Source organism: Thermococcus sp. 2319x1, from assembly GCF_001484685.1.
In the GTDB taxonomy this organism is placed as follows: Archaea; Methanobacteriota_B; Thermococci; order Thermococcales; family Thermococcaceae; genus Thermococcus_A.
The window spans coordinates 1,034,037-1,055,274 of record NZ_CP012200.1 but is presented as its reverse complement, the minus strand read 5'-3'; the positions used below and the strand labels follow the sequence as shown (position 1 = coordinate 1,055,274).

At 44.8% G+C, this 21,238-nt stretch carries 22 protein-coding genes and 1 tRNA gene; 13 read left to right on the top strand and 10 right to left on the bottom strand.

The features are described from left to right. Positions 1 to 5 precede the first annotated feature (5 nt). Both ADU37_RS05965 and ADU37_RS05960 read right to left on the bottom strand, forming a co-directional pair. The gene (locus ADU37_RS05965; RefSeq protein ID WP_058946743.1) at positions 6 to 1,283 is read right to left on the bottom strand and encodes an SLC13 family permease; all 1,278 of its coding nucleotides are present in this window, start codon (positions 1,281 to 1,283) and stop codon (positions 6 to 8) included. A gap of 11 nt (positions 1,284 to 1,294) precedes the next feature. Beyond that, a complete protein-coding gene (locus tag ADU37_RS05960; protein ID WP_058946742.1) occupies positions 1,295 to 1,837 on the bottom strand; it encodes a universal stress protein in 543 nt (180 codons plus the stop codon). A gap of 124 nt (positions 1,838 to 1,961) precedes the next feature. Here ADU37_RS05960 and ADU37_RS05955 point away from each other — a divergent pair, with 124 nt between their 5' ends. The 10 genes from ADU37_RS05955 (at position 1,962) to ADU37_RS11305 (ending at position 11,283) form a co-directional block, all read left to right on the top strand. Beyond that, the gene (locus ADU37_RS05955; RefSeq protein WP_058946741.1) at positions 1,962 to 3,866 is read left to right on the top strand and encodes a S16 family serine protease; all 1,905 of its coding nucleotides are present in this window, start codon (positions 1,962 to 1,964) and stop codon (positions 3,864 to 3,866) included. A gap of 57 nt (positions 3,867 to 3,923) precedes the next feature. Continuing rightward, positions 3,924 to 4,619 carry a SagB/ThcOx family dehydrogenase gene (locus tag ADU37_RS05950; protein WP_058946740.1) on the top strand — a complete coding sequence of 232 codons (696 nt, stop codon included), beginning with the start codon at positions 3,924 to 3,926 and terminating at the stop codon, positions 4,617 to 4,619. Position 4,620: 1 nt separating this feature from the next. Continuing rightward, on the top strand, positions 4,621 to 4,800 hold the full coding sequence (locus ADU37_RS05945; protein ID WP_058946739.1) for a hypothetical protein: 180 nt from the start codon (positions 4,621 to 4,623) through the stop codon (positions 4,798 to 4,800). A gap of 40 nt (positions 4,801 to 4,840) precedes the next feature. Beyond that, positions 4,841 to 5,212 (top strand): cupin domain-containing protein, encoded by a 372-nt coding sequence (locus tag ADU37_RS05940; protein WP_058946738.1) that lies wholly within the window; start codon positions 4,841 to 4,843, stop codon positions 5,210 to 5,212. Positions 5,213 to 5,324: 112 nt separating this feature from the next. Next, a complete protein-coding gene (locus ADU37_RS05935) occupies positions 5,325 to 6,608 on the top strand; it encodes a uracil-xanthine permease family protein (RefSeq protein ID WP_058946737.1) in 1,284 nt (427 codons plus the stop codon). 5 nt (positions 6,609 to 6,613) lie between these two features. Continuing rightward, positions 6,614 to 7,312, top strand: a complete 699-nt coding sequence (gene upp, locus ADU37_RS05930; RefSeq protein ID WP_058946736.1) for a uracil phosphoribosyltransferase — start codon at positions 6,614 to 6,616, stop codon at positions 7,310 to 7,312. A gap of 40 nt (positions 7,313 to 7,352) precedes the next feature. Next, positions 7,353 to 7,835 carry an Lrp/AsnC family transcriptional regulator gene (locus ADU37_RS05925; protein ID WP_058946735.1) on the top strand — a complete coding sequence of 161 codons (483 nt, stop codon included), beginning with the start codon at positions 7,353 to 7,355 and terminating at the stop codon, positions 7,833 to 7,835. Between the two features lie 5 nt (positions 7,836 to 7,840). After that, the gene (locus ADU37_RS05920; RefSeq protein ID WP_058946734.1) at positions 7,841 to 10,348 is read left to right on the top strand and encodes a DUF5814 domain-containing protein; all 2,508 of its coding nucleotides are present in this window, start codon (positions 7,841 to 7,843) and stop codon (positions 10,346 to 10,348) included. A 293-nt stretch (positions 10,349 to 10,641) separates the two neighbouring features. After that, a tRNA-Val gene (locus ADU37_RS05915) sits at positions 10,642 to 10,718 on the top strand. A gap of 226 nt (positions 10,719 to 10,944) precedes the next feature. Further along, positions 10,945 to 11,283, top strand: a complete 339-nt coding sequence (locus ADU37_RS11305; protein WP_144433212.1) for a hypothetical protein — start codon at positions 10,945 to 10,947, stop codon at positions 11,281 to 11,283. A gap of 135 nt (positions 11,284 to 11,418) precedes the next feature. Here the strand turns inward: ADU37_RS11305 and ADU37_RS05910 are convergent, their stop codons facing one another. Continuing rightward, complete coding sequence (locus ADU37_RS05910; RefSeq protein WP_238981932.1) at positions 11,419 to 11,691, bottom strand: hypothetical protein; 273 nt, start codon at positions 11,689 to 11,691, stop codon at positions 11,419 to 11,421. A gap of 143 nt (positions 11,692 to 11,834) precedes the next feature. Here ADU37_RS05910 and ADU37_RS05905 point away from each other — a divergent pair, with 143 nt between their 5' ends. Genes ADU37_RS05905 through ADU37_RS05895 form a run of 3 tightly spaced genes read left to right on the top strand, consistent with a single transcriptional unit; the run spans position 11,835 to position 15,711 of the window. Next, positions 11,835 to 12,773 carry an ABC transporter ATP-binding protein gene (locus tag ADU37_RS05905; RefSeq protein WP_058946732.1) on the top strand — a complete coding sequence of 313 codons (939 nt, stop codon included), beginning with the start codon at positions 11,835 to 11,837 and terminating at the stop codon, positions 12,771 to 12,773. Further along, entirely contained in the window at positions 12,766 to 13,554 is a 789-nt protein-coding gene (locus tag ADU37_RS05900) for an ABC transporter permease (RefSeq protein WP_058946731.1), read from the top strand. The genes ADU37_RS05905 and ADU37_RS05900 overlap by 8 nt, the downstream gene beginning before the upstream one ends. 3 nt (positions 13,555 to 13,557) lie before the next feature. Continuing rightward, positions 13,558 to 15,711 carry a hypothetical protein gene (locus ADU37_RS05895; protein WP_058946730.1) on the top strand — a complete coding sequence of 718 codons (2,154 nt, stop codon included), beginning with the start codon at positions 13,558 to 13,560 and terminating at the stop codon, positions 15,709 to 15,711. On the opposite strand, the gene ADU37_RS05890 is transcribed toward ADU37_RS05895, so the two are convergent. The 7 genes from ADU37_RS05890 to ADU37_RS05865 form a co-directional block, all read right to left on the bottom strand. Beyond that, a complete protein-coding gene (locus ADU37_RS05890; protein ID WP_058946729.1) occupies positions 15,712 to 17,397 on the bottom strand; it encodes a methylmalonyl-CoA mutase in 1,686 nt (561 codons plus the stop codon). It lies immediately after the preceding gene. Between the two features lie 111 nt (positions 17,398 to 17,508). Further along, positions 17,509 to 18,078, bottom strand: coding sequence for a glucose-6-phosphate isomerase (gene pgiA, locus ADU37_RS05885; RefSeq protein WP_058946728.1), 570 nt, complete (start codon positions 18,076 to 18,078; stop codon positions 17,509 to 17,511). A gap of 71 nt (positions 18,079 to 18,149) precedes the next feature. Continuing rightward, entirely contained in the window at positions 18,150 to 18,731 is a 582-nt protein-coding gene (locus ADU37_RS05880; RefSeq protein WP_058946727.1) for a site-2 protease family protein, read from the bottom strand. A 3-nt stretch (positions 18,732 to 18,734) separates the two neighbouring features. Next, a complete protein-coding gene (locus ADU37_RS05875) occupies positions 18,735 to 18,914 on the bottom strand; it encodes a KH domain-containing protein (RefSeq protein WP_058946726.1) in 180 nt (59 codons plus the stop codon). Positions 18,915 to 18,960: 46 nt separating this feature from the next. Continuing rightward, the gene (locus tag ADU37_RS11515; RefSeq protein ID WP_004067956.1) at positions 18,961 to 19,137 is read right to left on the bottom strand and encodes a hypothetical protein; all 177 of its coding nucleotides are present in this window, start codon (positions 19,135 to 19,137) and stop codon (positions 18,961 to 18,963) included. 43 nt (positions 19,138 to 19,180) lie between these two features. Then, positions 19,181 to 19,849 carry a TraB domain-containing protein gene (locus ADU37_RS05870; RefSeq protein ID WP_058946725.1) on the bottom strand — a complete coding sequence of 223 codons (669 nt, stop codon included), beginning with the start codon at positions 19,847 to 19,849 and terminating at the stop codon, positions 19,181 to 19,183. Further along, positions 19,827 to 20,747 carry a ribonuclease Z gene (locus ADU37_RS05865; protein WP_058946724.1) on the bottom strand — a complete coding sequence of 307 codons (921 nt, stop codon included), beginning with the start codon at positions 20,745 to 20,747 and terminating at the stop codon, positions 19,827 to 19,829. Before ADU37_RS05865 ends, ADU37_RS05870 begins: the two co-directional genes overlap by 23 nt. Between the last annotated feature and the right edge of the window lie 491 nt (positions 20,748 to 21,238).

Below are 21,238 nucleotides of genomic sequence, written 5' to 3'. Positions count from 1 at the left end.
GTTCATCACCACACATACCTAAGCCATAATATCCCAACGCCGGCACCTACAGTTAAGACCATTATGAGCATGCCTATTTTGAGGAAGTCCATAAAGGTTATCCTTATGTTCTCTCTTGCGGCAATCCCTATAACAACAACGTTTGCCGAAGCACCAATTGCTGTTCCGTTTCCACCCAAGCACGCCCCTAAACTTAAAGCCCACCAAAGAGGATATGTATTAAGAGAGCTTCCCATTGCCTTTATTAGGGGTATCATAGTGGCCGTGAAGGGGATGTTGTCTATAACAGCCGAAGCAAGTGCTGAGAACCACGCTATAACTAGCATAGCTTCTCCCTCGGCATGGACATGGGACGTTATCCACTGAGCCATCTGCCCTATAAACCCAGTTTCAACTAAACTCCCCACAATGAGGAACAACCCCCCGAAAAAGAACAGAGTTGCCCATTCAACTTTCTCTAGAATCCCCTCAGGATTTTCCCTACTCCAGAAAAGGAGCAAAGATGCTCCAAATAATGCAACCACAGCGGGCTCTATCCCAAGCTTGTCGTGAACGAAAAAGAATAGCACCACAATGACGATTGTTACAATAGACTTCCTAAAAAGAGGTAAATCCCTAATCGCAGCTCTTTCATCCAGACCGCCAAGTGTCCTTAAGATTTTCTCCTTTTTTTCAGGGCTGACCCTAAGGGTTTCTCTATAAGCTAAGTATACAACAAAAACCATGAGTATCAAATCAAGAAACGCTATCGGGCCCATATTGATGAGAAACTCGTTAAAGCTAAGTCCCGCAGCGGAGCCTATCATTATGTTAGGTGGGTCACCTATGAGCGTTGCTGTTCCACCGATGTTGGAGGCAAAGACCTCGGAGAGAAGAAAGGGGAGAGGGTTAACTTCCATGAGCTTTGAAATGTAGATAAGCATTGGAGTGAGCAGAAGAACCGTGGTCACGTTATCAAGAAAGGCACTTATAAGAGCAGTCACAAATGAGAAAAGGAGCAAAACTCTAAGAGGTTCTCCTTTTGCAAGTTTGGCAGTTTTTATTGCGATGTATTCGAAAAGACCGCTTAATCTTGTTGTATTAACGATTATCATCATCCCAGCAAGGAGAAGTATAGTGTCAAGGTCAAGGTAAAGGGGAACTTTTTCCCAAGGGACTATATTGGTGAGAAGTACCAAAGAACCTCCGGCCATCGCGGCAACGGTTCTGTGTATTCGTTCGCTAATTATGAGAGCGTAGGTAAGGATGAACACTGCAAGGGCAAATATCTCCAATGGGGCCATCTGAGCACCTCCTAATAGACTATCACCGGAATCTCCAAATGCTGGATTATCTTAAGAACCAAAGGACTTAGGGAAGAGGTTTTTGTTATTTCCGAGCCATAGTTCTTCGAGATTGCGAGCATGTCGTAGTTCTCGGCCATTCTTATAACATCATCGCTCTTGTTCCCAAAGAACATGCGCCTCTGAACTTTCAAGCCATAGCTCTCAAGCTTCTTCGCCACATTGTTGAGCAGTTCTTCCCCCATCACCTCCTCTTTTCGCCTGAATTCCTCACTTGCTTCCGGGCTGAGTGTTTGACGTACAAGCTCAAATACCTGTGCATCAAGAATGTAGACAAGTAAAACACTTGCCTCATAGGCACTTATCGTTTCGTACAACTCTAAGGGGATGTTCTTAACGTATCTGTCAAGCGGCATTAAAATAGAGCGAATTTCGGGGATTTGTTTTTCCTCCTCAGTTAGAAGAAACTCCCTGTAGTGCTTCATTATGTCCTCATATTTCTTCCCAGCTATGTGTTTAAACTTTCGACCGATGAGAGAGGAATACAATCCCATATTACTTCCCCTAACCGTTTTGATAGAACGTTTAAAAAGACTTTGGTTCATCCATTCAATTTTGGAGTTATGAACCACAAGAGATATTAAAGGACACGAGGAACTAATCACTGGGGGTGAGAAGGTGAAGAAAATATTATCAATGCTGGCGCTGATTCTTTTGCTCTTACCCTTAGCGAATGCCCAATGTCCAGAAAAAGGAAACACCGTTGTATTAAAAGCCCCAGCAGTTTCGAGAACATCAAGTGGTGAGCTAATAGGAGTGGCAACGGACTTTGTAATCACAGTTGCTCCTGGAAATGGGCACGTTTACGTTGAGACTTGGCCATTGGCAGAGGTTGACATGCAGGCATCGGCAAGGTTGGCCGCCCAAGTGGCTGGAAAGGTTCTTGGAGTTGATATGAGCAAGTACGACGTTTTTATTCAGGTGAAATCGGATGCCCCGATTATTGGAGGTCCTTCTGCCGGAGGAACCATGACCGTCGGTATAATAGCGGCTTTAGAGGGATGGGAAGTAAGGAAGGACGTGATGATGACGGGTATGATAAACCCCGATGGAAGCATCGGGCCAGTAGGGGGGATTTTAGAGAAAGTCTCAGCCGCCCACAGCGTAGGGGCAAAGCTCTTCTTAATTCCAGAGGGACAGAGGATACAAATAGTCCAAAAGACGGAGCAAAAGCAAATCGGTCCAATAGTGCAGATAACGAGCAAGTCCGAAAAAGTTGACGTGGTTGAATACGCAAAAGAGAGATGGGGTCTTGAGGTTAAGGAAATTAGGGATATATATGAGGCAGTTTACTATTTCACCGGAAAGAAGATAGAAAAACCATCTGTGCCAGCGGAGTTGAGGGTTGACACCTCCTTCCTAAAGGACGATGCGCTGAAGGACTACGATGAGACCTTGAATTATTACAAGCAGGTTGAAAATAAGCTCAAAAACAGTGACGTCAGCTACACCACCTACTCCTACCTCAAAAATGCACTGGATGATGCCAAAGCTAAGTTAGACGAGGCCAAGAGGAACTTGGACGAAGGTATGTACTACACAGCTCTAAGCCTTGATTTTCAGGCGAGGATTGCTGTAAGGCACGTGGATTGGTATTTGGATGTGAAAACTGAGGGTGACATAGAGGATCTGCTGAAAAAGGTTGACAACGAGATAAAGAGCACCGAAAGCTATGTCTCAAATCTCACAATAAGGGGAATAACAATGCTTCAGGCGGTTGCCGCGAGTGAAGAGAGAGTTGAAGAGGCAAAATCCCTCTTAAAAGATGCTTGGTCGTCTTATTACGATGGGAACTACTGGGATGCAATAAGCAATGCCGCCTTTGCGTACGAGAGGATACAGACCGCAAAGTTCTGGGCATCCCTGGGAGAGAGATACGCAAAGGGAGAGGTAATTGAAAGGGATGCCATAAAAGATACCGCAAGGGAATACTTGGACAATTCGAGGCTTATAATAACTTACATAACCTCAATGTTTGGGGAAACAAACCTTCAGGATTTGGTGAACTTAATGAACGAAGGCGAGAAATATTACCAAGATGGCAAATATTCAGCGGCCATCTTTTCCGCAATGGAGGCAAGGATAAGGGCCGAGATAATCTTAGATACCCTTGGAATCGATAACGAGACCGTACTTATGGACAAGCTTCAGAAAATGAAGGAAGATGCTAAAGTAGCTATCGCAATAGCTCAGAAAGAAGGCACGTATCCGGTCTTGAGTCTTGCATACTATGAGTTTGCCCAGAGCTATGAAAAGCAGGAAGGGTTAGAGAATATTCGGACCGCAATGGTGTTCTATCAATACGCAAAGGAAACTTCCACCGTTTTCTTAGGCACGATAACTCCGCCAAAGATAACAGAAGAGCCCCTCATTCCCCTCACCACGCCGCTTACAAACCAGACGGCACCTCAAAACACCACTTCCCCAGCTCAAAAGGAAACTAGTGGATACTCAATACCCCTAATAGCTGGCACCCTTGTAATTGGCCTCCTTCTTGGCTTTATAGCCGGAAGGAAGGCTTAAACATTCTCTCTTTTTTCTTGGAAAAAGTTAAAATATCATGAAAACCCAGAAACACATATGAACTATCAAAAGGTTGCAGCCCTTGTTGTGGTTCTTGTGGTAGTGTCTTCAATAGCTTTATTCTTAAAACCCTATTTTCCGCGAGGAAGGGAGACTAAATACTCAGGAGAAAAAATACTTCTGCCAGAGCCGAGGTTAAAGGGAGATATGGGCTTGGAAGAGGCAATTGCCAAGAGAAAAAGCATCAGAACATACAAAAATCAACCTATCAGCATAGAAGAGCTTGCTCAACTCTTATGGGCCTGTCAGGGGATAACCCACGAGGACAAAAGAGCCGCTCCAAGTGCTGGGGCAACTTACCCCTTTGAGATTTTTGTTGTAGTTGGGAACGTGGAGAGCCTAAGGCCGGGAATATATCACTATGACCCCTTTGAACACAGCTTAACAATGATTAAGGAGGGAGACTTTAGAAAGGAGCTCCAGAAAGCAGCATTGAACCAGAAGTGGGTAGGAGATGCTGCAGTGGACATTGTGCTTGTGGCTTTCTATGAAAGAACCACAAGGATTTATGGAGAGAGGGGAATCAGGTACGTACATATGGAAGCTGGGCATATAGGACAGAACATATACCTCCAGGCAACAGCTTTAGGGCTAGGCACAGTTGCCGTTGGAGCTTTTTATGACGAGGAGGTTGCAAAGATAATAGGTACTGAGGGTGCCCCGTTATACATATTCCCCGTTGGGAGGGTCTAAGATGGTGGTTTTAGACCATTACACGCTCGGATATATAGCCTTTGGACTCATGAGTCTCTCAATGCTCAGCGGTGCTTTCATACTTCTCTCCAAGAAGAGGCAGTTCTGGATAAAGGTACACATCCTTGTGAGTGTGCTCGCTTACATCTTTATGGTGTGGACAATATGGGTGGTCAGATAAGCTTATTAATGTGCCTCCCCTACATTTTACGGTGATAAAAATGTTCGTTGGACACTACAAAGACGTGGAGGAAAAGGAAGTTACAATGGAGGGAGTTGAGAATACAACGATAAGATGGCTCATCTCCCCAAAGATAGGGGCCAAAAACTTTGCAATGAGGTATTTTGTTATTAGGAAAGGAGGAAAAATACCAATCCACCAGCATGACTGGGAGCACGAGATATTCGTTGTAAAGGGAGAGGGCTATATAACAAACGGAAGAAAAACTGTGAAAGTTATACCGGGCAGCTTTTTGTATATCCCCCCGAATGAGCCGCACGGATACGAAAATCCCGACTCAGAAACCCTCGAATTCCTATGCTTAATCCCGGTAAAAGAAGGTAGCATACCCCCTGAGGAAAGAGGCGAGTGATTTTTCATTTTTATGACCAATTTTTGTTATCTCTTTTTCAATGTTGCCATAAAACTATCACTTAAACCGAAAATTTTTTAAATTACTCACGACATATCTCGAGCGGGCTTTAATGGCAAACGGAATTAAAGTTGGAATAGAAGAAAAAGTTGAATTAAAGCAAGCTGTTCTTTTGGGCTTTCAGCACGTTCTTGCAATGTTCGGAGCAACGGTTACAGTGCCCCTTGTAGTGGGGACGGCAATTGGACTTGAGCAGAGGGAGATAGCACTCCTAATCCAGGTGGTTCTCCTAGCAATGGGAATAGCGACCCTTCTTCAAACCACGATAGGGTCAAGATACCCAATCGTTCAGGGCTCAAGCTTCGCCTTTATTCCGGGGCTTATCAGCATAGGGAAAAGCTTGGGATTGGCTGCTGTAGAAGGAGCTCTAATCGTAGGCGGGTTAATCGAAGCGGCAATAGGAGCGTTTGGAATTGTCGGAAAGGTCAAGAGGCTCTTTTCTCCAGTAGTTACGGGGGTCACGATAATGCTCATAGGCTTCTCTCTAGCCCATGTGGCGGTCAAGTACACCTTCAACTTCTTTGCCGATCCGAGCGGCTCAACAATACCGAAGGCTTTCTTTATCGCACTTGTGACATTCTCAACGACCGTCTACGTCGCACTTAAAGGAAAAGGAGCCTTAAGGGCAATGCCCGTAATAGTGGGAGCGTTGGTGGGTTACATCCTCAGCATTCCCCTTGGAATGGCTGATCTCGGATTGGTTAAAGAGTTACCATTGGTAAATGTTCCAAGACCTCTACCATGGGGCACGCCAGTATTTGAAGCCTCTGCAATAATAACCCTTCTCTTCGCATTCATCGTGAGCATAATAGAGAGCGTTGGAGATTACCACGCAATTTCCGCTATATCTGAAGCTCCGATAACAAACACAAACATCAATAGGGGAATAATGAGCGAAGGGCTTGCATGTTCAATTGCTGGAGTTTTTGGAGCCTGCGGGACAACAAGCTATTCTGAGAACATAGGATTGGTGGCTCTAACTAAGGTTGCAAGCAGACAAGTGGTGCAGGTAGGAGGGGCGATACTAATCCTCTTAGCCATGATCCCAAAGTTTTCAGGTGTTTTGGCTTCTCTCCCTCAACCCGTACTTGGGGGACTCACGATAGCGCTCTACGGCATGATAAGTGTTACCGGGCTTAGGTTAATAAAGGAGAAGGTAGAGCTAAACGATAGAAACATGGTCATAATCGCAAGTGCTCTGATTGTGGGACTTGGAGCTCCCCAATTGCCGCCGGAATTCCTTGAGCACTTTCCAAGAATTGTGGGGAGCATTTTAGAATCAGGCATGGCTGTAGGAGCCTTAACGGCCATTTTGCTTGATCAACTGTTGAGGTGATCGAGATGATAGAGGATAAGAGGTGGAAAGGTGTTTACTCCTTTGATGACTCCCCATATCTGATGGAAGTACTAACAGAGCTTAGAGATAAAGAGACAGACTCCATAGCCTTTAGAAAAGGGCTTGTAAAGCTTGGAAGGTTTATGGGTTATGAGATAATCAAGACAATGGAGACAGAGAAAGTAAAAGTCGAGACACCTTTGGAAGAAACTGAGGGAATAATAGTCAAGGACAGGAGAAACGTGGTCATAGTAACAGTCCTTAGAGCCGCTGTTCCCCTAATGGAAGGCCTTGTAAAGGTCTTTGAACATGCGAGGATTGGTATAGTCTCGGCATCAAGAGGAAAAGCTCCAAAGTTTGAGATAGAGATGAACTACATAAAAATCCCCCAGATAACGCCCGAAGACACTGTCATCATAGCCGATCCCATGATAGCCACCGGCTCAACCCTGCTGAGGGTAATAGAAGAGGTCAAGAAATACGGTACTCCAAAGAGGATAATTGTATTGGGTGTTCTTGCGGCTCCTGAAGGAATAAGCAGGATAAAGGAAAAATTCCCAGAAGTTGAGATATTCGTAACAAAGATAGACAGGGAGCTCAACGATAAAGGCTATATACTCCCCGGCCTTGGGGATGCGGGGGATAGGGCATTTGGAGCGCCGATAAAGCTTTCAACCCTCCCTCAGGTGCACCCGGTAGAGTAGCGAAAACTTAAATATCTTCTCTTCAATATTTTTGATTGATATGGTGGACATAGACGAAATCGACAAAAAAATTCTGTTGGAGCTTAGAAAGAACGGTAGGATTACCTTCACAGACCTCAGTAAAAAACTTGGGTTATCTGTAGCGAGCATAAAGAATAGGGTGGATAAACTCGAGCGACTCGGCGCGATAAGGGGTTATTCAGCTCTTGTGGAGCCTGCTTTTCTTGAGGAGTATTTGCTGGCTTTAATCGAGCTTGAACTCCTCGCCGATGATCCCCAAGCTGAGATGGTTTTGCAAGAGATAGGAACTCTCGAAAACGTCTTGGGCATCTATAAAAAAACCGGGGAGTTTCAGGTGATGATAAGGGCTAACTTCAGGAACACGGACGAGCTGAAAAGCTTTTTAAGACTTCTCTCTCAAAGATATTTTCGCAAAAACCTCCGACGATGGAGGGTTACCATAATCCTCGATGTCATAAAAGACAATGGAGTTCAGATTTCCAAGGGCTCCCAAAGGAGATGATAGGGATGCTCTTTGTAATCAGAAAAGGAAAAAAGAGCGGTGAGCTTGAAGCATTCTACATTGAGGATGAACTCGAAAAGCTTTCTCAGATTCAAAACCTAAAGGCGGAGAGGGTTTTTAGATTGATAATGAGAGCTGGAAAACTTTTCAAGGTTCTGGAAGGGAGCAACTATCAAAATCCAAAAGAGATTGAAAAAATGCTGAAAGCTGCGAGAATCGTCTTAACCTCCGATGCCGCAGAATGGGAAGAGTATTTCAGGGTGAGGCTTCAAAACAAGAGGGTTGAGAAAGCAGAGCTTTGCAGACTCTGTCTTTTAAATGGGAAAATAACCGTGCTGACGGAAGGGAATAGGATAAGATATCACCATGAATTTATCTGTGAGAGCTGTGCCGAGGAAGAACTCAAAAACGAGCTCCGCTATAGGTTTAGAAGCCTTGGAATGCTTGACCAAGCAAAAAAACTTCTTGAGAGATTTAAAGATCTAAATAAAGTTCTGGCTGTCTTTGATCCCCGTTTTGACCCGACAAAAAATCCAGAGGTTACGAAGTGGGACGAACTGGAGCCAAAACATGTTAATGTTAAAGAGCTGTCCATAGATGAGGTAAGCATCCCGGAAGAGTTTAAGGAGGTTCTAAAAGAAGAAGGCGTAGAAAAACTCCTTCCAGTTCAGGTTTTAGCTCTGCAGAATGGACTTCTCGAAGGAGAAAACCTGCTGATAGTTTCCGCAACGGCGAGTGGGAAAACTCTCATTGGGGAACTCGCTGGCATTCCAAAAGCCCTCAAAGGGAAAAAGTTTCTTTTCTTGGTGCCGCTTGTGGCTCTGGCAAACCAAAAGTACGAGGACTTCAAGAGGAGGTACTCAAAGCTCGGCCTTAGGGTCGCTATAAGGGTTGGAATGAGCAGGATAAAGACCAAAGATGAGCTCGTTGTTGTCGATACAGGTATAGATGCCGAAATAATAGTTGGAACTTACGAGGGCATTGATTACCTCCTAAGGGCTGGGAGGGAAATAGGGAACGTCGGAACAATAGTCATAGATGAGATTCACATGCTGGACGACGAAGAAAGGGGAGCAAGGCTTGATGGCCTTATTGCAAGACTCAGAAAGCTCTATCCAAATGCCCAGTTCATAGGTTTGAGCGCAACGATTGGAAATCCTCAAGATCTTGCAAAAGAACTTGGGTTGAAGCTTGTTCTTTACGATGAGAGACCAGTTGCACTTGAGAGGCACGTGATAATAGCGAGAAACGAAAACGAGAAGTGGCGTCATATTGCTCAGCTGTGCAAAGCTGAAACAATGAGAAAGTCTCCCCAGGGTTTTAAGGGACAGAGCATAGTGTTTACATTCTCAAGAAAGAGGTGTCACGAACTTGCGGCATTTTTAACGAGCAGGGGTTTGAAGGCAAAGCCCTATCACAGCGGTTTGCCCTATCCCCAGAGGAAGCTCACTGAAATGGAGTTTCAAGCCCAAATGCTTGACGTCGTTGTAACAACCGCTGCCCTAGGGGCGGGAGTTGACTTTCCGGCCTCTCAGGTAATCTTCGAAAGCCTCGCAATGGGGAACAAATGGCTCACTGTTAGGGAATTCCACCAAATGCTTGGAAGGGCTGGCAGGCCTTTGTATCACGAAAAGGGCAAGGTTTATCTCATAGTGGAGCCCGGTAGAAAGTATTCTGCTCAGATGGACGGAAGTGAAGATGAAGTGGCGTTTAAACTTTTGACGGCATCAATTGAACCTGTTCACGTTGAATGGAGTGATGAGCTTGAGCTAGATCAAGTTCTGGCTCACTCTTGTGTTTTCTCTTACCTTGACGATATCGAAAAGGTACAGTCCCTCTGCCTCGGAGCAAATCAAAATGCCGAAAAAGTTCTTGAAAAGCTTGAAGAATTCGACTTTGTAAAGGTGAGGGGCAAGATTGTAGACGTTACCCCATACGGAAGGGCCGTGAGCATGAGCTTTCTCCTTCCAAAGGAGGCTCAGTTTATAAGGGAAAGCCTCTTCAAAAGACACCCAAGGGAGATGGCAATTAAGCTTTTACCATTTGAGAACGTTTATCTCACAGGAATGCTCCAGAGAGAGCTTGAAAGTGCCGTGAGAGGAAGACTGAGCAGCAACATTTTTTCCCCAAGCTTTGCCTCTATCTTAGAGGAGCTCGAAAAAGTTCTGCCGGAGGTCAGTCCAAACGTGCAGGACAAGCTGTTTCTGATTTACCAAGACTTCTTTATGTGCGAGGAAGAAGAATGTACGGAATATGCCATGGAGCGGGTTTCATCCACGATAATCGAGCTCAGAAGACAGGGGAAGCATCCAACACAGATTGCAGATTACTTCAGAAAGCAGTACTCCCTCGTGCTCTATCCTGGGGACATCTTTACATGGCTCGACGGCATAATCAGAAAGCTCGAGGCAATCGAAAGGATAGCCAAGGTATTTAGAGCAAAAGATGCAGAGTTTGAGGCAAGAACTCTGAGAAGGGAACTGGAGGAAGGAAGAAAGTTAAGAAATGAGTGATTAAAACTTGAAGAACCAATGCAATCCTGTGCCGTTGTCAAATTTTGGAAAAAATCGTTTAAACTTGGAGGTTTATTGCTCTGATTATCTTTTCTGGTGGGATTTTTTCGGAGAAAGGGTTTTAAGGGAGTAAATGGTGAATAATGGTTTCAGCTTGCATATTCCCCCTTTCTTATTCTGTGGCAGTGTCTGGGATTTAAACCTGACGCCCCACTGCTTATCCCGACAGTATCAGTAAAGGGTAAGAAAAATTTATAAGCAATGCTTGGAGAGATATGGATGACCACTTGGGCGGGCCCGTGGTCTAGCTGGTTATGACGTCGCCCTCACACGGCGAAGGTCCGGGGTTCGAATCCCCGCGGGCCCACCATAACGATTCTAAGAAATTCATAATATCGCCCTCCCCAAAAAGAACGATTCTGAGGAGGTCATTAATGAACTTAGACTTTTTAATGTAAAGCCGCTCAAACACTTCGCCGACCTCTTCATCAACTGTGATATTGAGCCTTGTCTTTCGCTTCTTTCGTGCCTTTTCTCCATTGAGAGCCCTTCTTTTATGAGTGTGTACACAGACCACTCTAAAATTGTGTATGGGGGTGAGCCGTGTCGATTATGGGAGGCTTACGAGCCCGATCCATATCATTGTAAATGTTAGCAAGTACGGTGTCGGGAAATACACAATTTATTGGGATAATACGTTCAGCTTGATTACATCTAAGTATGTCGGGGTCAGAGAAGCAGTCTATTCAAAAACCTTGGATACTACGGAAAAGGATTTCTATGAATTTGTGGGATTCGTCCTTGGTCTTATTGGATTTGTTGGCCTCTTGGGTCCTTCGGAAAAAGGGTTGTTATGGAAGTTGATGGTGATGTGGTTCAGATTGACTACAAGAGTGGAAGGCATTATATTGAACTCAAGGTTAAGGAAAAAATGAAGATAAAATATTTGAATTGGAGCCGAAGGGGTGGATGATGAGGGTATGGGTGATAAAAATCAATGGTCAGGAAGTTGGCAAGTTGCTGTGAAATGAAAATTGAAATGATAGAGGTAACAGTTGTGATGGTGTATTTCATAGCACTACAAACGTTGCAATGTTGTTGATTAGCATTAGTTGGGTGAGGTCCTCAAGGGTTTCTTCGATTAGTATTCTGTCCTCACTTTTTGGGACGCTGAAGTACAATCTTCTTAACCTGCGCACGATTGAGGTTATCAGCATTTTGTTAAGCTCTTTTTTCGGTAGCTTTCCGGGCCTGATGTCTCCAGCGTTTTTTACTCCTTCTTTTTCATCTGTTGCTTCAATGCTTTTAAGGAAGTCCTCATCTACGACTTCATGCACGCTCACGAACCCGTGAACGTGGGTGGAACTATGAGCCATGCTGGCAAAATCTGTATACAGAAACTAAGACAGAATTCCACAAAACATTTAACTTCGTTTTAGATTATTATCTATTGGTTAAGATCATCGTCTACAGTCTGGTGTTGAAGATGGAATACGTTATAGAAACCAGAGATCTCACAAAGTTTTTCGGAAAAAGGAACATAATCTATCATCTTAACCTTAAAGTTCCTAAAGGGGTTGTCTATGGCTTTTTGGGGCCCAATGGTGCTGGTAAAACCACCACTATTAAAATGCTCACGGCGGCATTGAGACCCACTTATGGAGAAATCAGAATTTTTAACCTTGAGATGCCCCAAAAGAGAGTTGAGATAATGAAAAACGTTGGCTATATGCCCGAAATACCCATAGCCTATGATGATATGACGATCTTTGACTTTCTGACTTATATGGGCAGACTTTCAGGCTTAAAAAAGGAGGAAGCTAGGGAACAGGCGAAGGAGCTTATGCGCTACGTTGGGGTTGGTAGATTAGCCTTGAACAAAATAAAGGAACTCTCCTCGGGACAAAAACAAAGGGTAGCTTTTGCCTCTGCTCTAATTGGTAATCCGGAACTTTTAATACTGGACGAACCCACAGCCAATCTTGACCCTCTAGGGAGAATAGAGTTCATAGGAAAAATCCTCTCCTTGGCAAAGGAAGGAAAGACTATTTTTGTAAGCTCACACATAGTGAGCGAAGTTGAGAAGATGTGCAACTACGTTGGCCTTATAAATCAGGGCCGTTTGATAGCCCAGGGAAAGATAAGTGAGCTGACGGAGATAGAGGAAAACGATTATGATGTTTCCACTTCGGACAACAAGATAGCAATTGAGTTCCTAAAGGAAAAGCCATACGTTAGGGAAGTCTGGGAGGAGGAGAACATAATTAGGGTTAAAGTCGATCCGAGGTTCCTTGACGAGTTTTTCCTGCAGTTCCCGAAGCATTTAGTTTCCCGGGGTATTCGCCTAAAGCTTTTCAAACCCCACACAAGCCCGCTTGAGAGAATTCTTATGGAAAAGTTCAGCATAGGTGAGGAAAGTGATTAGCGTTCTATATCAAAACGAGGTTTATAGGCTTTTAAAATCAAGGCGTCTTAAGGTAATGCTGGTTTTGATGCTTCTTCCCGTGATAGTCTACTTTTTCACCCATGAGGAGATAACCGAATACAGCGCGAAAGCCTTGGAGATTTCATTCCAGATAAACGTTTCCCAGTTTTTAATAAACTTCTGGGCGAGTGTAATCGGCCAGCTGGTCGTTATTATTGTTATGAGCGATTTGCTCGCAAGTGAAATTGACAGGGGCACGATAAGACTTCTCCTCGTAAAACCGATAAAGAAAAGCGAAATAGTATTTGGCAAGTTTCTTTCTGGGATTACTGCTGTGCTCATGATTTTTGGCATCCCCTACTTTGTGATGCAGGTTTACATGGTTCTTCTCTACAAATCGGGCTTTGAGGGATTTAGGGCAACTTTTGACGACTTCCTCTTTGCCCTTGGGGTTACAGTTCTCGTTCTTGGAAGCCTTGGGGCGGTTTCAATGCTTCTCTCAGTGGTTCTTTCGAGACCCCTCTACGCATCCCTTGCAAGCTTTGGGCTGGTGTTTACTGCTCAATTCATACTCCCACAGTTGCCCTTTTTTGATAACCCGGAGCGCTTTAACCTGAGCTATCAAATAGGGGTTTTGCTAAAGAGGGGTTTTACGCTTCACACTGGACTGGACAGCTACAAAGGAGATTCAGCTATGAGTGCTCTGTTTTTCGTTAGTGTTGTCTTGCTGAGCCTTATTTTTACTCTCTTGGGTTTATACAGGAAGGAGTATGAGGGATGAGCCATGAGGAAAGCCTTACCACTTTTCATGCTTCTCCTCTTTGCCGGGAACGCTTTTGCTCTCTCGGTTGAGCTCGGAATGGATGATATTCTGATAGTGGATAACACCACTGTAACTTTTGATGTTTCCCAGAGCAATCCTGATATCGTCTTTCTATTCTTAAATGGTGAAAACACGAGCCTGATCAAGGGGCTTCACTTTGGGGAAAGTGTTCTCTTCAATGGGGTGAACTACACAGTCGGGAGCTTATATTTGGATACGCTTACCCTCAGGCTCCATCTAAGCGGTAACTACTCTAGCGTTGAGGTTCTAAAAAAGAAGGACTTTGAGGTGTCCCTTGTGGAGTCCTTTGATGCCTACATAAAGGTAAAGGTAAAGAACACGGGTTATTACGAAATCAGCGATGCACTTATGGTTCTTGCTCAGGGAGTTGGAATAGTGGAGCAGCCTGTTGTTCTCAAACCCGGAGAAAGCTTAACTTTGAAGATCTCCCCCTCCTACAATCAGCTAACTTTTATGCTAAAAGAAGCCAAGCTGTCAAAGACCATAACGGTAACTTCTCTCAAGGAACTTGTGACGATTGAGAAGATTTGGAGGGATGAAAAGCTTCACGTCCTTCTTAAAAACCATGGGGATCCTGTTGGAGTCACGGTTAAGCTTCTGGTTAGCGGAATGACCTTAGACAAGAAAGAGGTTTACCTTAACTCAAAGGAAGAGAGAGAAGTGGTCTTTGACATAGATGTAACTCAAGGCACAGTTTTGATTGACTATGGCGTAGTAAAGCAGGAGAGCTTTTACTTCGAAATGCCAAAGATTTCTCTTGTGAAGGTTGAGAAGGAAGGTGGAAAGCTGAGGGTATGGTTAAGAAACGATGGGAAGGCAAGCTTCTTGGGAAAAGTGGCTGTCTACCGGAACTCCGCCATTGTGGGTGAGCCCTACTTTGCCGATGTTACAATAAATCCAAACGAAGAGGCATATCTCGAGTTTAAAGTTCCAGAAGATGTGCAAATTCTAACCATTGGGGTCACATCGGGCTCCTACTCTGTTACCTTCCCGCTCTTCCTAAAGGCAGAACTGACTGCAAAAGCGGTCAATTCCTACGCTAAGGGCATACTTGGAGGAAGCGTGAGCTATGTTATAACTGTTGTTGGCAACGGAAAAGCGGAGTTCGGCATTAGAGGGCTGCCGGATTCTATAAAGGCCTACTTTTACTATGGAGATACTCAAATTGAGGAGCTTGACGTGGTTCAAAATGCTCAGGTAACGCTCGTTTTAAAGCTTCCAAGCCTACCGCAGGGTTTCATGCTCAATGAACCGATAGATTTCAGCGTGACGGTTAACGACATCGAGATTCCCCTAAAACTGGAGGTCAGGGGAATAGGGATACTCCCGGTTTACGGCGACAACTGGCTCGCGAAGGTCAACTACACCAGCGAACACCACCATGTAGGCTTGCCTTATAGAGTAATGGGGAACGAGATAACCCCTCCCTTCGCCTTTGAGCCATGGGACGGGGAGAAGATTGCCGTCCTCTACGGGAGGCACATACGACAGGGAAAGGACCTTAGAATTCATCTCCTAGACCTTTCAGGAAAGATCATAGCATCTTCGACGCAAGAGAGGGGAAGAAGCGACTACATAGTGTTCACCGAGGGCGATTTTATGGTAATGGTCGAGGGAGAAGGCTACTTCGAGGGCATCTTACTGGTGTCGGATTATCTCAACGGGCTGAGAAACGTTAGTTTCGAGCTTAGGAGAAGGGAATTCGGCGAAGGACTGAGGACTTTTATAATAAATGCCACCTCTCTCAGAGGTCAGAAGCTGAAATTTTCTCTTTCCTCAGATAGGGATGTGGAGCTGAGGGTGTATTACTTCACCCTAAACAACGAAAAAGAAAACTTTGATCCCTTATCTACGAACTTCAAAGGAGCTTTTAAGGGGAAGGGAAAAGCCATTGAAGGAGAACTCGGTATAAGGAGTTACGAGGACTTCATAGCCCTGGCAGTGATTGGGGAAGGAAATGTCACAATAAACTTTGAAAAAGCGGGCAGAGGGGCGGAAGTTGGTGAACTGAAGTCACGGGGGGCATATCTTATAATTGGCGCACTTGTGATACTCCTCGCCCTTGTGGTATATTTAGAAAAGAAAATGGGGTAATCAGAAGATAAGTGGAGCCCTGTATTCACCCCATACCTCTCTTAAAACGTCCGTAACCTCACCGAGTGTTGCGAGGTGTTTGTGTGCCTCAATGATGTAGGGCATTAAGTTCTCGTCTTCATTCTCCGCAGCCTTTCTGAGTTTGTCAAGGGCCTCCTCAACCTTCTTGTTATCTCTTGTGCTCCTCAGCTTCTTTAGCCTCTCTATTTGCTTGTCCCTAATGCTTGGATCTACTTTGAGAATTTCAACATCTATTGGCTCGTCAACGACAAACTCGTTAACTCCAACTATAATGCGCTTCTTTTCCTCAATCTCTTTCTGGTACTTGTAGGCGCTCTCGGCTATCTCCTTCTGGATGTAACCCCTCTCAATGGCCTTCATCATGCCCCCCATGGCCTCGATTTTTTCGATGTACTTCATGGCCTCTTCCTCTATGTGGTCTGTAAGCCATTCGATGTAGTAGCTTCCTCCGAGGGGATCTATTGTATCAACGACGCCGCTTTCGTAAGCTATGATCTGCTGTGTCCTTAAGGCTATTCTAACGCTCTTCTCCGTTGGAAGGCTTAAAGCCTCGTCGTAGGAGTTGGTGTGTAGGCTTTGAGTTCCTCCCAATACCGCTGCAAGGGCTTGGATAGCGACTCTTACTATGTTGTTCTCAGGCTGTTGGGCGGTCAAAGTTGAACCAGCCGTTTGCGTGTGGAACCTTAGGAGCATTGACCTTGGGTCTTTTGCGCCAAATTTTTCCTTCATAATCTTTGCCCATAATCTTCTGGCAGCTCTGAATTTTGCTATCTCCTCAAGGAAGTTGTTGTGGGCACTGAAGAAGAAGCTGAGCCTTGGTGCGAACTTGTCAACGTCCATGCCCCTTGCTATCACCGCTTTGACGTACTCTATTCCATCGGCCAGTGTGAAGGCAACCTCTTGAACCGCATTTGCTCCGGCTTCTCTGATGTGGTAACCGCTTATGCTTATCGAGTTCCACTTCGGAACGTTTTCAGCACAGTAAATTATAATATCGGTTGTTAGTCTCATAGAGGGCTGAGGTGGGAAGATGTAGGTACCTCTCGCTATGTACTCCTTGAGAATATCATTCTGGACTGTACCCATAAGCTGTTTCTGGGAAACACCCTGCTTTTGACCAACTAAAATATACATGGCCAAAAGATTGGCGGCTGTGGCGTTAATTGTCATTGATGTAGAAACCTTATCGAGGGGAATGCCATCGAAAAGAATCTCCATGTCCCAGAGAGAATCGATGGCAACGCCTACTTTTCCAACTTCTCCCTCCGCCATGGGGTGATCGGAATCGTAGCCAAGTTGGGTTGGCAAATCAAAGGCAACACTCAAACCGGTCTGCCCTTGTTCGAGAAGATATTTGTAGCGCTTGTTTGACTCTTCAGCGGTTGCGTAACCGGCATATTGCCTCATCGTCCAGAACCTTCCTCTATACATTGTAGCATAAACCCCTCTGGTGAACGGATATTGACCCGGGAAGTTTAGCTTCTCCAAATAGTCCCAGTTCTCGAGGTCTGCAGGTGTGTAGACCCTTTTAATTTCAAAGCCGTCGTCTGTCATGAACTTCTCCTTTCTTTCAGGCCCTTTTTGAATGAACGGTTTTACGGTCTTTTCTTCCCATTCCTGCTCGGCCTTCTTAATCTCCTCAATTTTCTTTTTATCGAAAGTCATTAACACCACCGTAAGGGGATATGTTTTAAGCCTATAAAAATCTTTTACATATTCAAAGGTCTCATTTTCTATTGGACATTTTATCCAGCTCTCAAAAAAGAGAAAACGGGATTACATCTTCCACTTGGGATTGTCCTTGACAACAACTTTTCCGTTCTCTTCAACCACTATCTTAGAAAAGCCCTTTTCGGCGATTGTCCCATAGTCATGGCCCGCGTCTGCCGGGTACAGTGCAAGGAAGATAAACGGCTCATCCCCGGTGTTTATAGTTCTGTGAGCCCAGTATGGAGGAACGTAAACTATAGTGCCCGGCTCCATCTCGATGAACCTTGCCTCTCCCTCGGGTGTTTGAAGCAACATACCGCCCTTGCCTTTAAGGGCAAAATAAACTTCTGCCCTGTCTATTTTTGAGTGGTAGTGACCTTTGGTCATGAAGAACTCGTTTCCAACTTTGCCGGGGTAGAGAACGGTTGTTGCAAAGTTTAAGTCGCCTTCTTTTTCTTCCTGCTCTATTGCATAGACCTCGTAGACCACAGGGTCCTCTTCCACCATTTTCTTCCAGGCTTCCTCATCAATGAAGTAGCCTTTCATGTCGCTGAGCCTTCTGACGCTTTTCTTTGCGTTCTCAATTATCCCGGTTTCAAAATCGAGCTTAACACCAAAGGGCTCTTTATACTTCATTTTTTCACCTCCCTTAGATGATTGGACTTGTTGTATTTTAACCTTTCCCTCCTGTATCACCAAGAGTGAAACTAAAGGAGGGACTGGAGGAGAAAGGCTATCCCTATAGCCACTCCCCAGTAGCCGGGATTCCACCTTAAAACCTTATAGCCATCCAAAGGAGGAATCGGTAGAAGGTTAAAGAATGCCAGCCAGAGGTTTATGAAGGCCGTATAGTACAGGGAAGCCCACAAAATACCGGAAAATTTTCCAAATAGCAGTAAAACGAGTGCAAACACTCCCACCAATATGTTCGTTACAGGTCCGGCAAGGCTTATCTTTCCATAAATCTCCCTATCCTTCCAGCCTGCATAGAGAGAGTAAACTTGAACGGCCCCAACCGCTGCGAAAATGAACCTAAGGCCTAGAAGCTTGTTCAGTATCCCCAAGAGCAGAGCGAGCATTATTCCAGTGTCCCATCTTCTATAAACCGCGTAGTATCCATACTTCCTTGCAACCTGTCGATGGGCAAGCTCGTGGAACACAAACGCCGTAAATATTCCAAGGGCAACATAGGGGATTAGCCTGAGCTCAAATCGGGAAAAAACAAGGGTAAGAACAATGAAGGATATGGCTAAGTCCTCAAGCTCCTGTTTCCTAAAGCCAAGCACCATTGCTCATCTACCTCTAATCTCGATTTTCTTGCCAAGTACAAGCTCTGCTGCCTTTACAGCGCTTCCTCCACTCCCAACGGCTATCCTAACCTGATCCTTGGGAACATAAACAATCACTTTGTCTCCCTCGTATTCAATGTCGAGAATATCAACTTTAAGCATGCGCTTCAGTTTTTCCCTCATTTCCAACCCCAAGAAAAATTGGATGGATAGAATATAAAGTTTAGGACTAATCGAAGTCCCATATCGTTCTTCCTTTGTAGAACATCATAACATAACCACAGTTTTCGCAGATGACTATCTTCACCTTATGCGCCGTAAAGCCCCACTTGCTGTCCAGCTTTCCTTCTTCAACCTTAAAGCTTGTTCCTCCGCATAGAGGGCATTTTAAGTGTTGCCTTTCCATGGTATCACCCATACAATCTTGTCGTTATTGTATAAAAGTTCTTCTATTCTCTGTAAGAATTCAAAAGCTTTTCTATGCCTTTTTTGTGTCCAAGGCCAACAACCGCCACCACTTTTGGCTTTTTGACCCCTCTCCCCTTGAGCTCATCAACGATTGCTTTTAGGTTCCTTGCCATTATCTCATTTCTCTCCTCCACGAGAATCCTGAAAAGATATGGATAGCGGAGCTTAAATCTGTGCATCATTAGTTTATAGCCTTCCATTATATCCTCCGGGTTTTCTGATTCGGGAGCAATCGGAAGAAAAACCAAGGAGCTCTCAAGTAGGAGGAGTATCTTCTCCCTCAAAGGTGCTCTGAGAAGCCTTTCCATTATACTTTGTATGTCTTCATCGATTAAATACAGCGGAACTCCGAGAAGAGATGCTGTCTGGATTGCTTCCATCATTTCTCTTCCGGGCTTCATGCCAAATTCTTCTCCAATCCTCTCCTCAACCTTCATAAGGATGTATCCCAAGAGGGCCTTCTTTCCGAGCTTTACTGCTTCCTTAAACGTTATCCTCTCCGAGGACTGGAGGGAGTAAAACCTCTGTCTATCAAGCTCGACGGCAACTGCGTCTGGTTTTTCCTTTAATATGGTCTCTCTAACATCCCTTCTGCTTTTTGGAGATACGTGCATTGTCCCTATGACCTTAACGTAGCGAAGATAGCTCATAGCCTTCACCAATTCTAAGCACATCGAAGTCTTTGGGTATTATAAATCTATGCCCGCAGAGTTTTTCCGCCCCCTGCTTATACTCTTCATACGTGTATCTGGGAGCTCTGTGGAAGAGAACAAGGAGTTTAACTTTTGCTTTTTTTGCAGCTTCGCAGGCCTCTGGAACCGTTGAGTGATAGCTCTCTCCCCTATCCTCTTCACTAAGATAAGTTGCTTCGTGAATTAAAACATCTGCCTTTTCAGAAAAGAGCTTCACCCTCTCGCAGGGCTCGGTATCGCCGGTATAAACGACTTTCACACCCCTCTTGGGACTTCCAGTCACATCTTCGAGGTGAATAAACTTGCCATTAATCTCAATCTTTCCCTTGGTTTCAAGCTCTTTCATCCAGGGACCGGGCTTTAGGCCGAGTTCTTTAATTTTATCAAGATCAAAACTTCCCCTTTTGTCCTTCTCCTTGAAAACATAGCCTAATGCTGGAACGCCGTGCTCCACCTTGAAGCTCCATATTTCATAGTCTCCAAACTTTAACCTTGCCTCTCCGAGCTCGTGGACATGTATATCAAAGCTTGGCCTGAAAAATCCACTTTTTAGGTAGTTTTGAATGAACTCGAAGGTGTACTTTGGACCGTAAACGTGGAGGGGCTTTTCCCTGTTCCAGAGGGTCATTGTTTGAACAAGGCTCATCAGACCAAGGTAGTGGTCGCCGTGGAAGTGGGTTATGAAAATCTTCTCAATCTTCATGGGGCTCAGCTTGGCTATGTTCAGCTGTCTTAGAGTTCCCTCTCCAATGTCCCAGAGGATAATCTCCCCGTTGTATCTTAACGCTATGGAGGGCACGTTTCTTTCTTTGCTGGGCATTATACCTCCGGTTCCGAGGAAAATCACTTCAAGCATGATTTGTGATCGACGGGAGAGTTTAAAAGGTATTCTCATGACGCTTGCTTCCTTTTCTCACGTATCCACAATGCTATGGCAAATACCAGTGCCAATGTTGAAATCCCAAGGGCAATATCCGTTTTTCTTTCATCAGGTGGCACTACATAGTAGTCCGGGTTTCTGTGCAAAGATGCATCAAGACTTATCAGGGAGATATTATCTCCAAAATACCAGAATCTAATTGGGGGAATTTACCATTTCGCTGAAGACAACCTTATCAACCTTAATCCGCAGGAGCCGCCTTCCGTCGGGGATTCTAATCAAAGATACCTTTAAATTGTGTATTTTCTTCATTGGGAGCAGAGAGCAATGCTTCTTTTTGCCATAATATAGGGTGTAGAGCTCAGCACAGACTTCGTTGCGTTTTATTGATACTCTGGATATTTTTTCGTTGCCGAAGTCAAAGACCAGGACATCTCCTTCACCTTTTGCTTCAAACTATGCCTCGA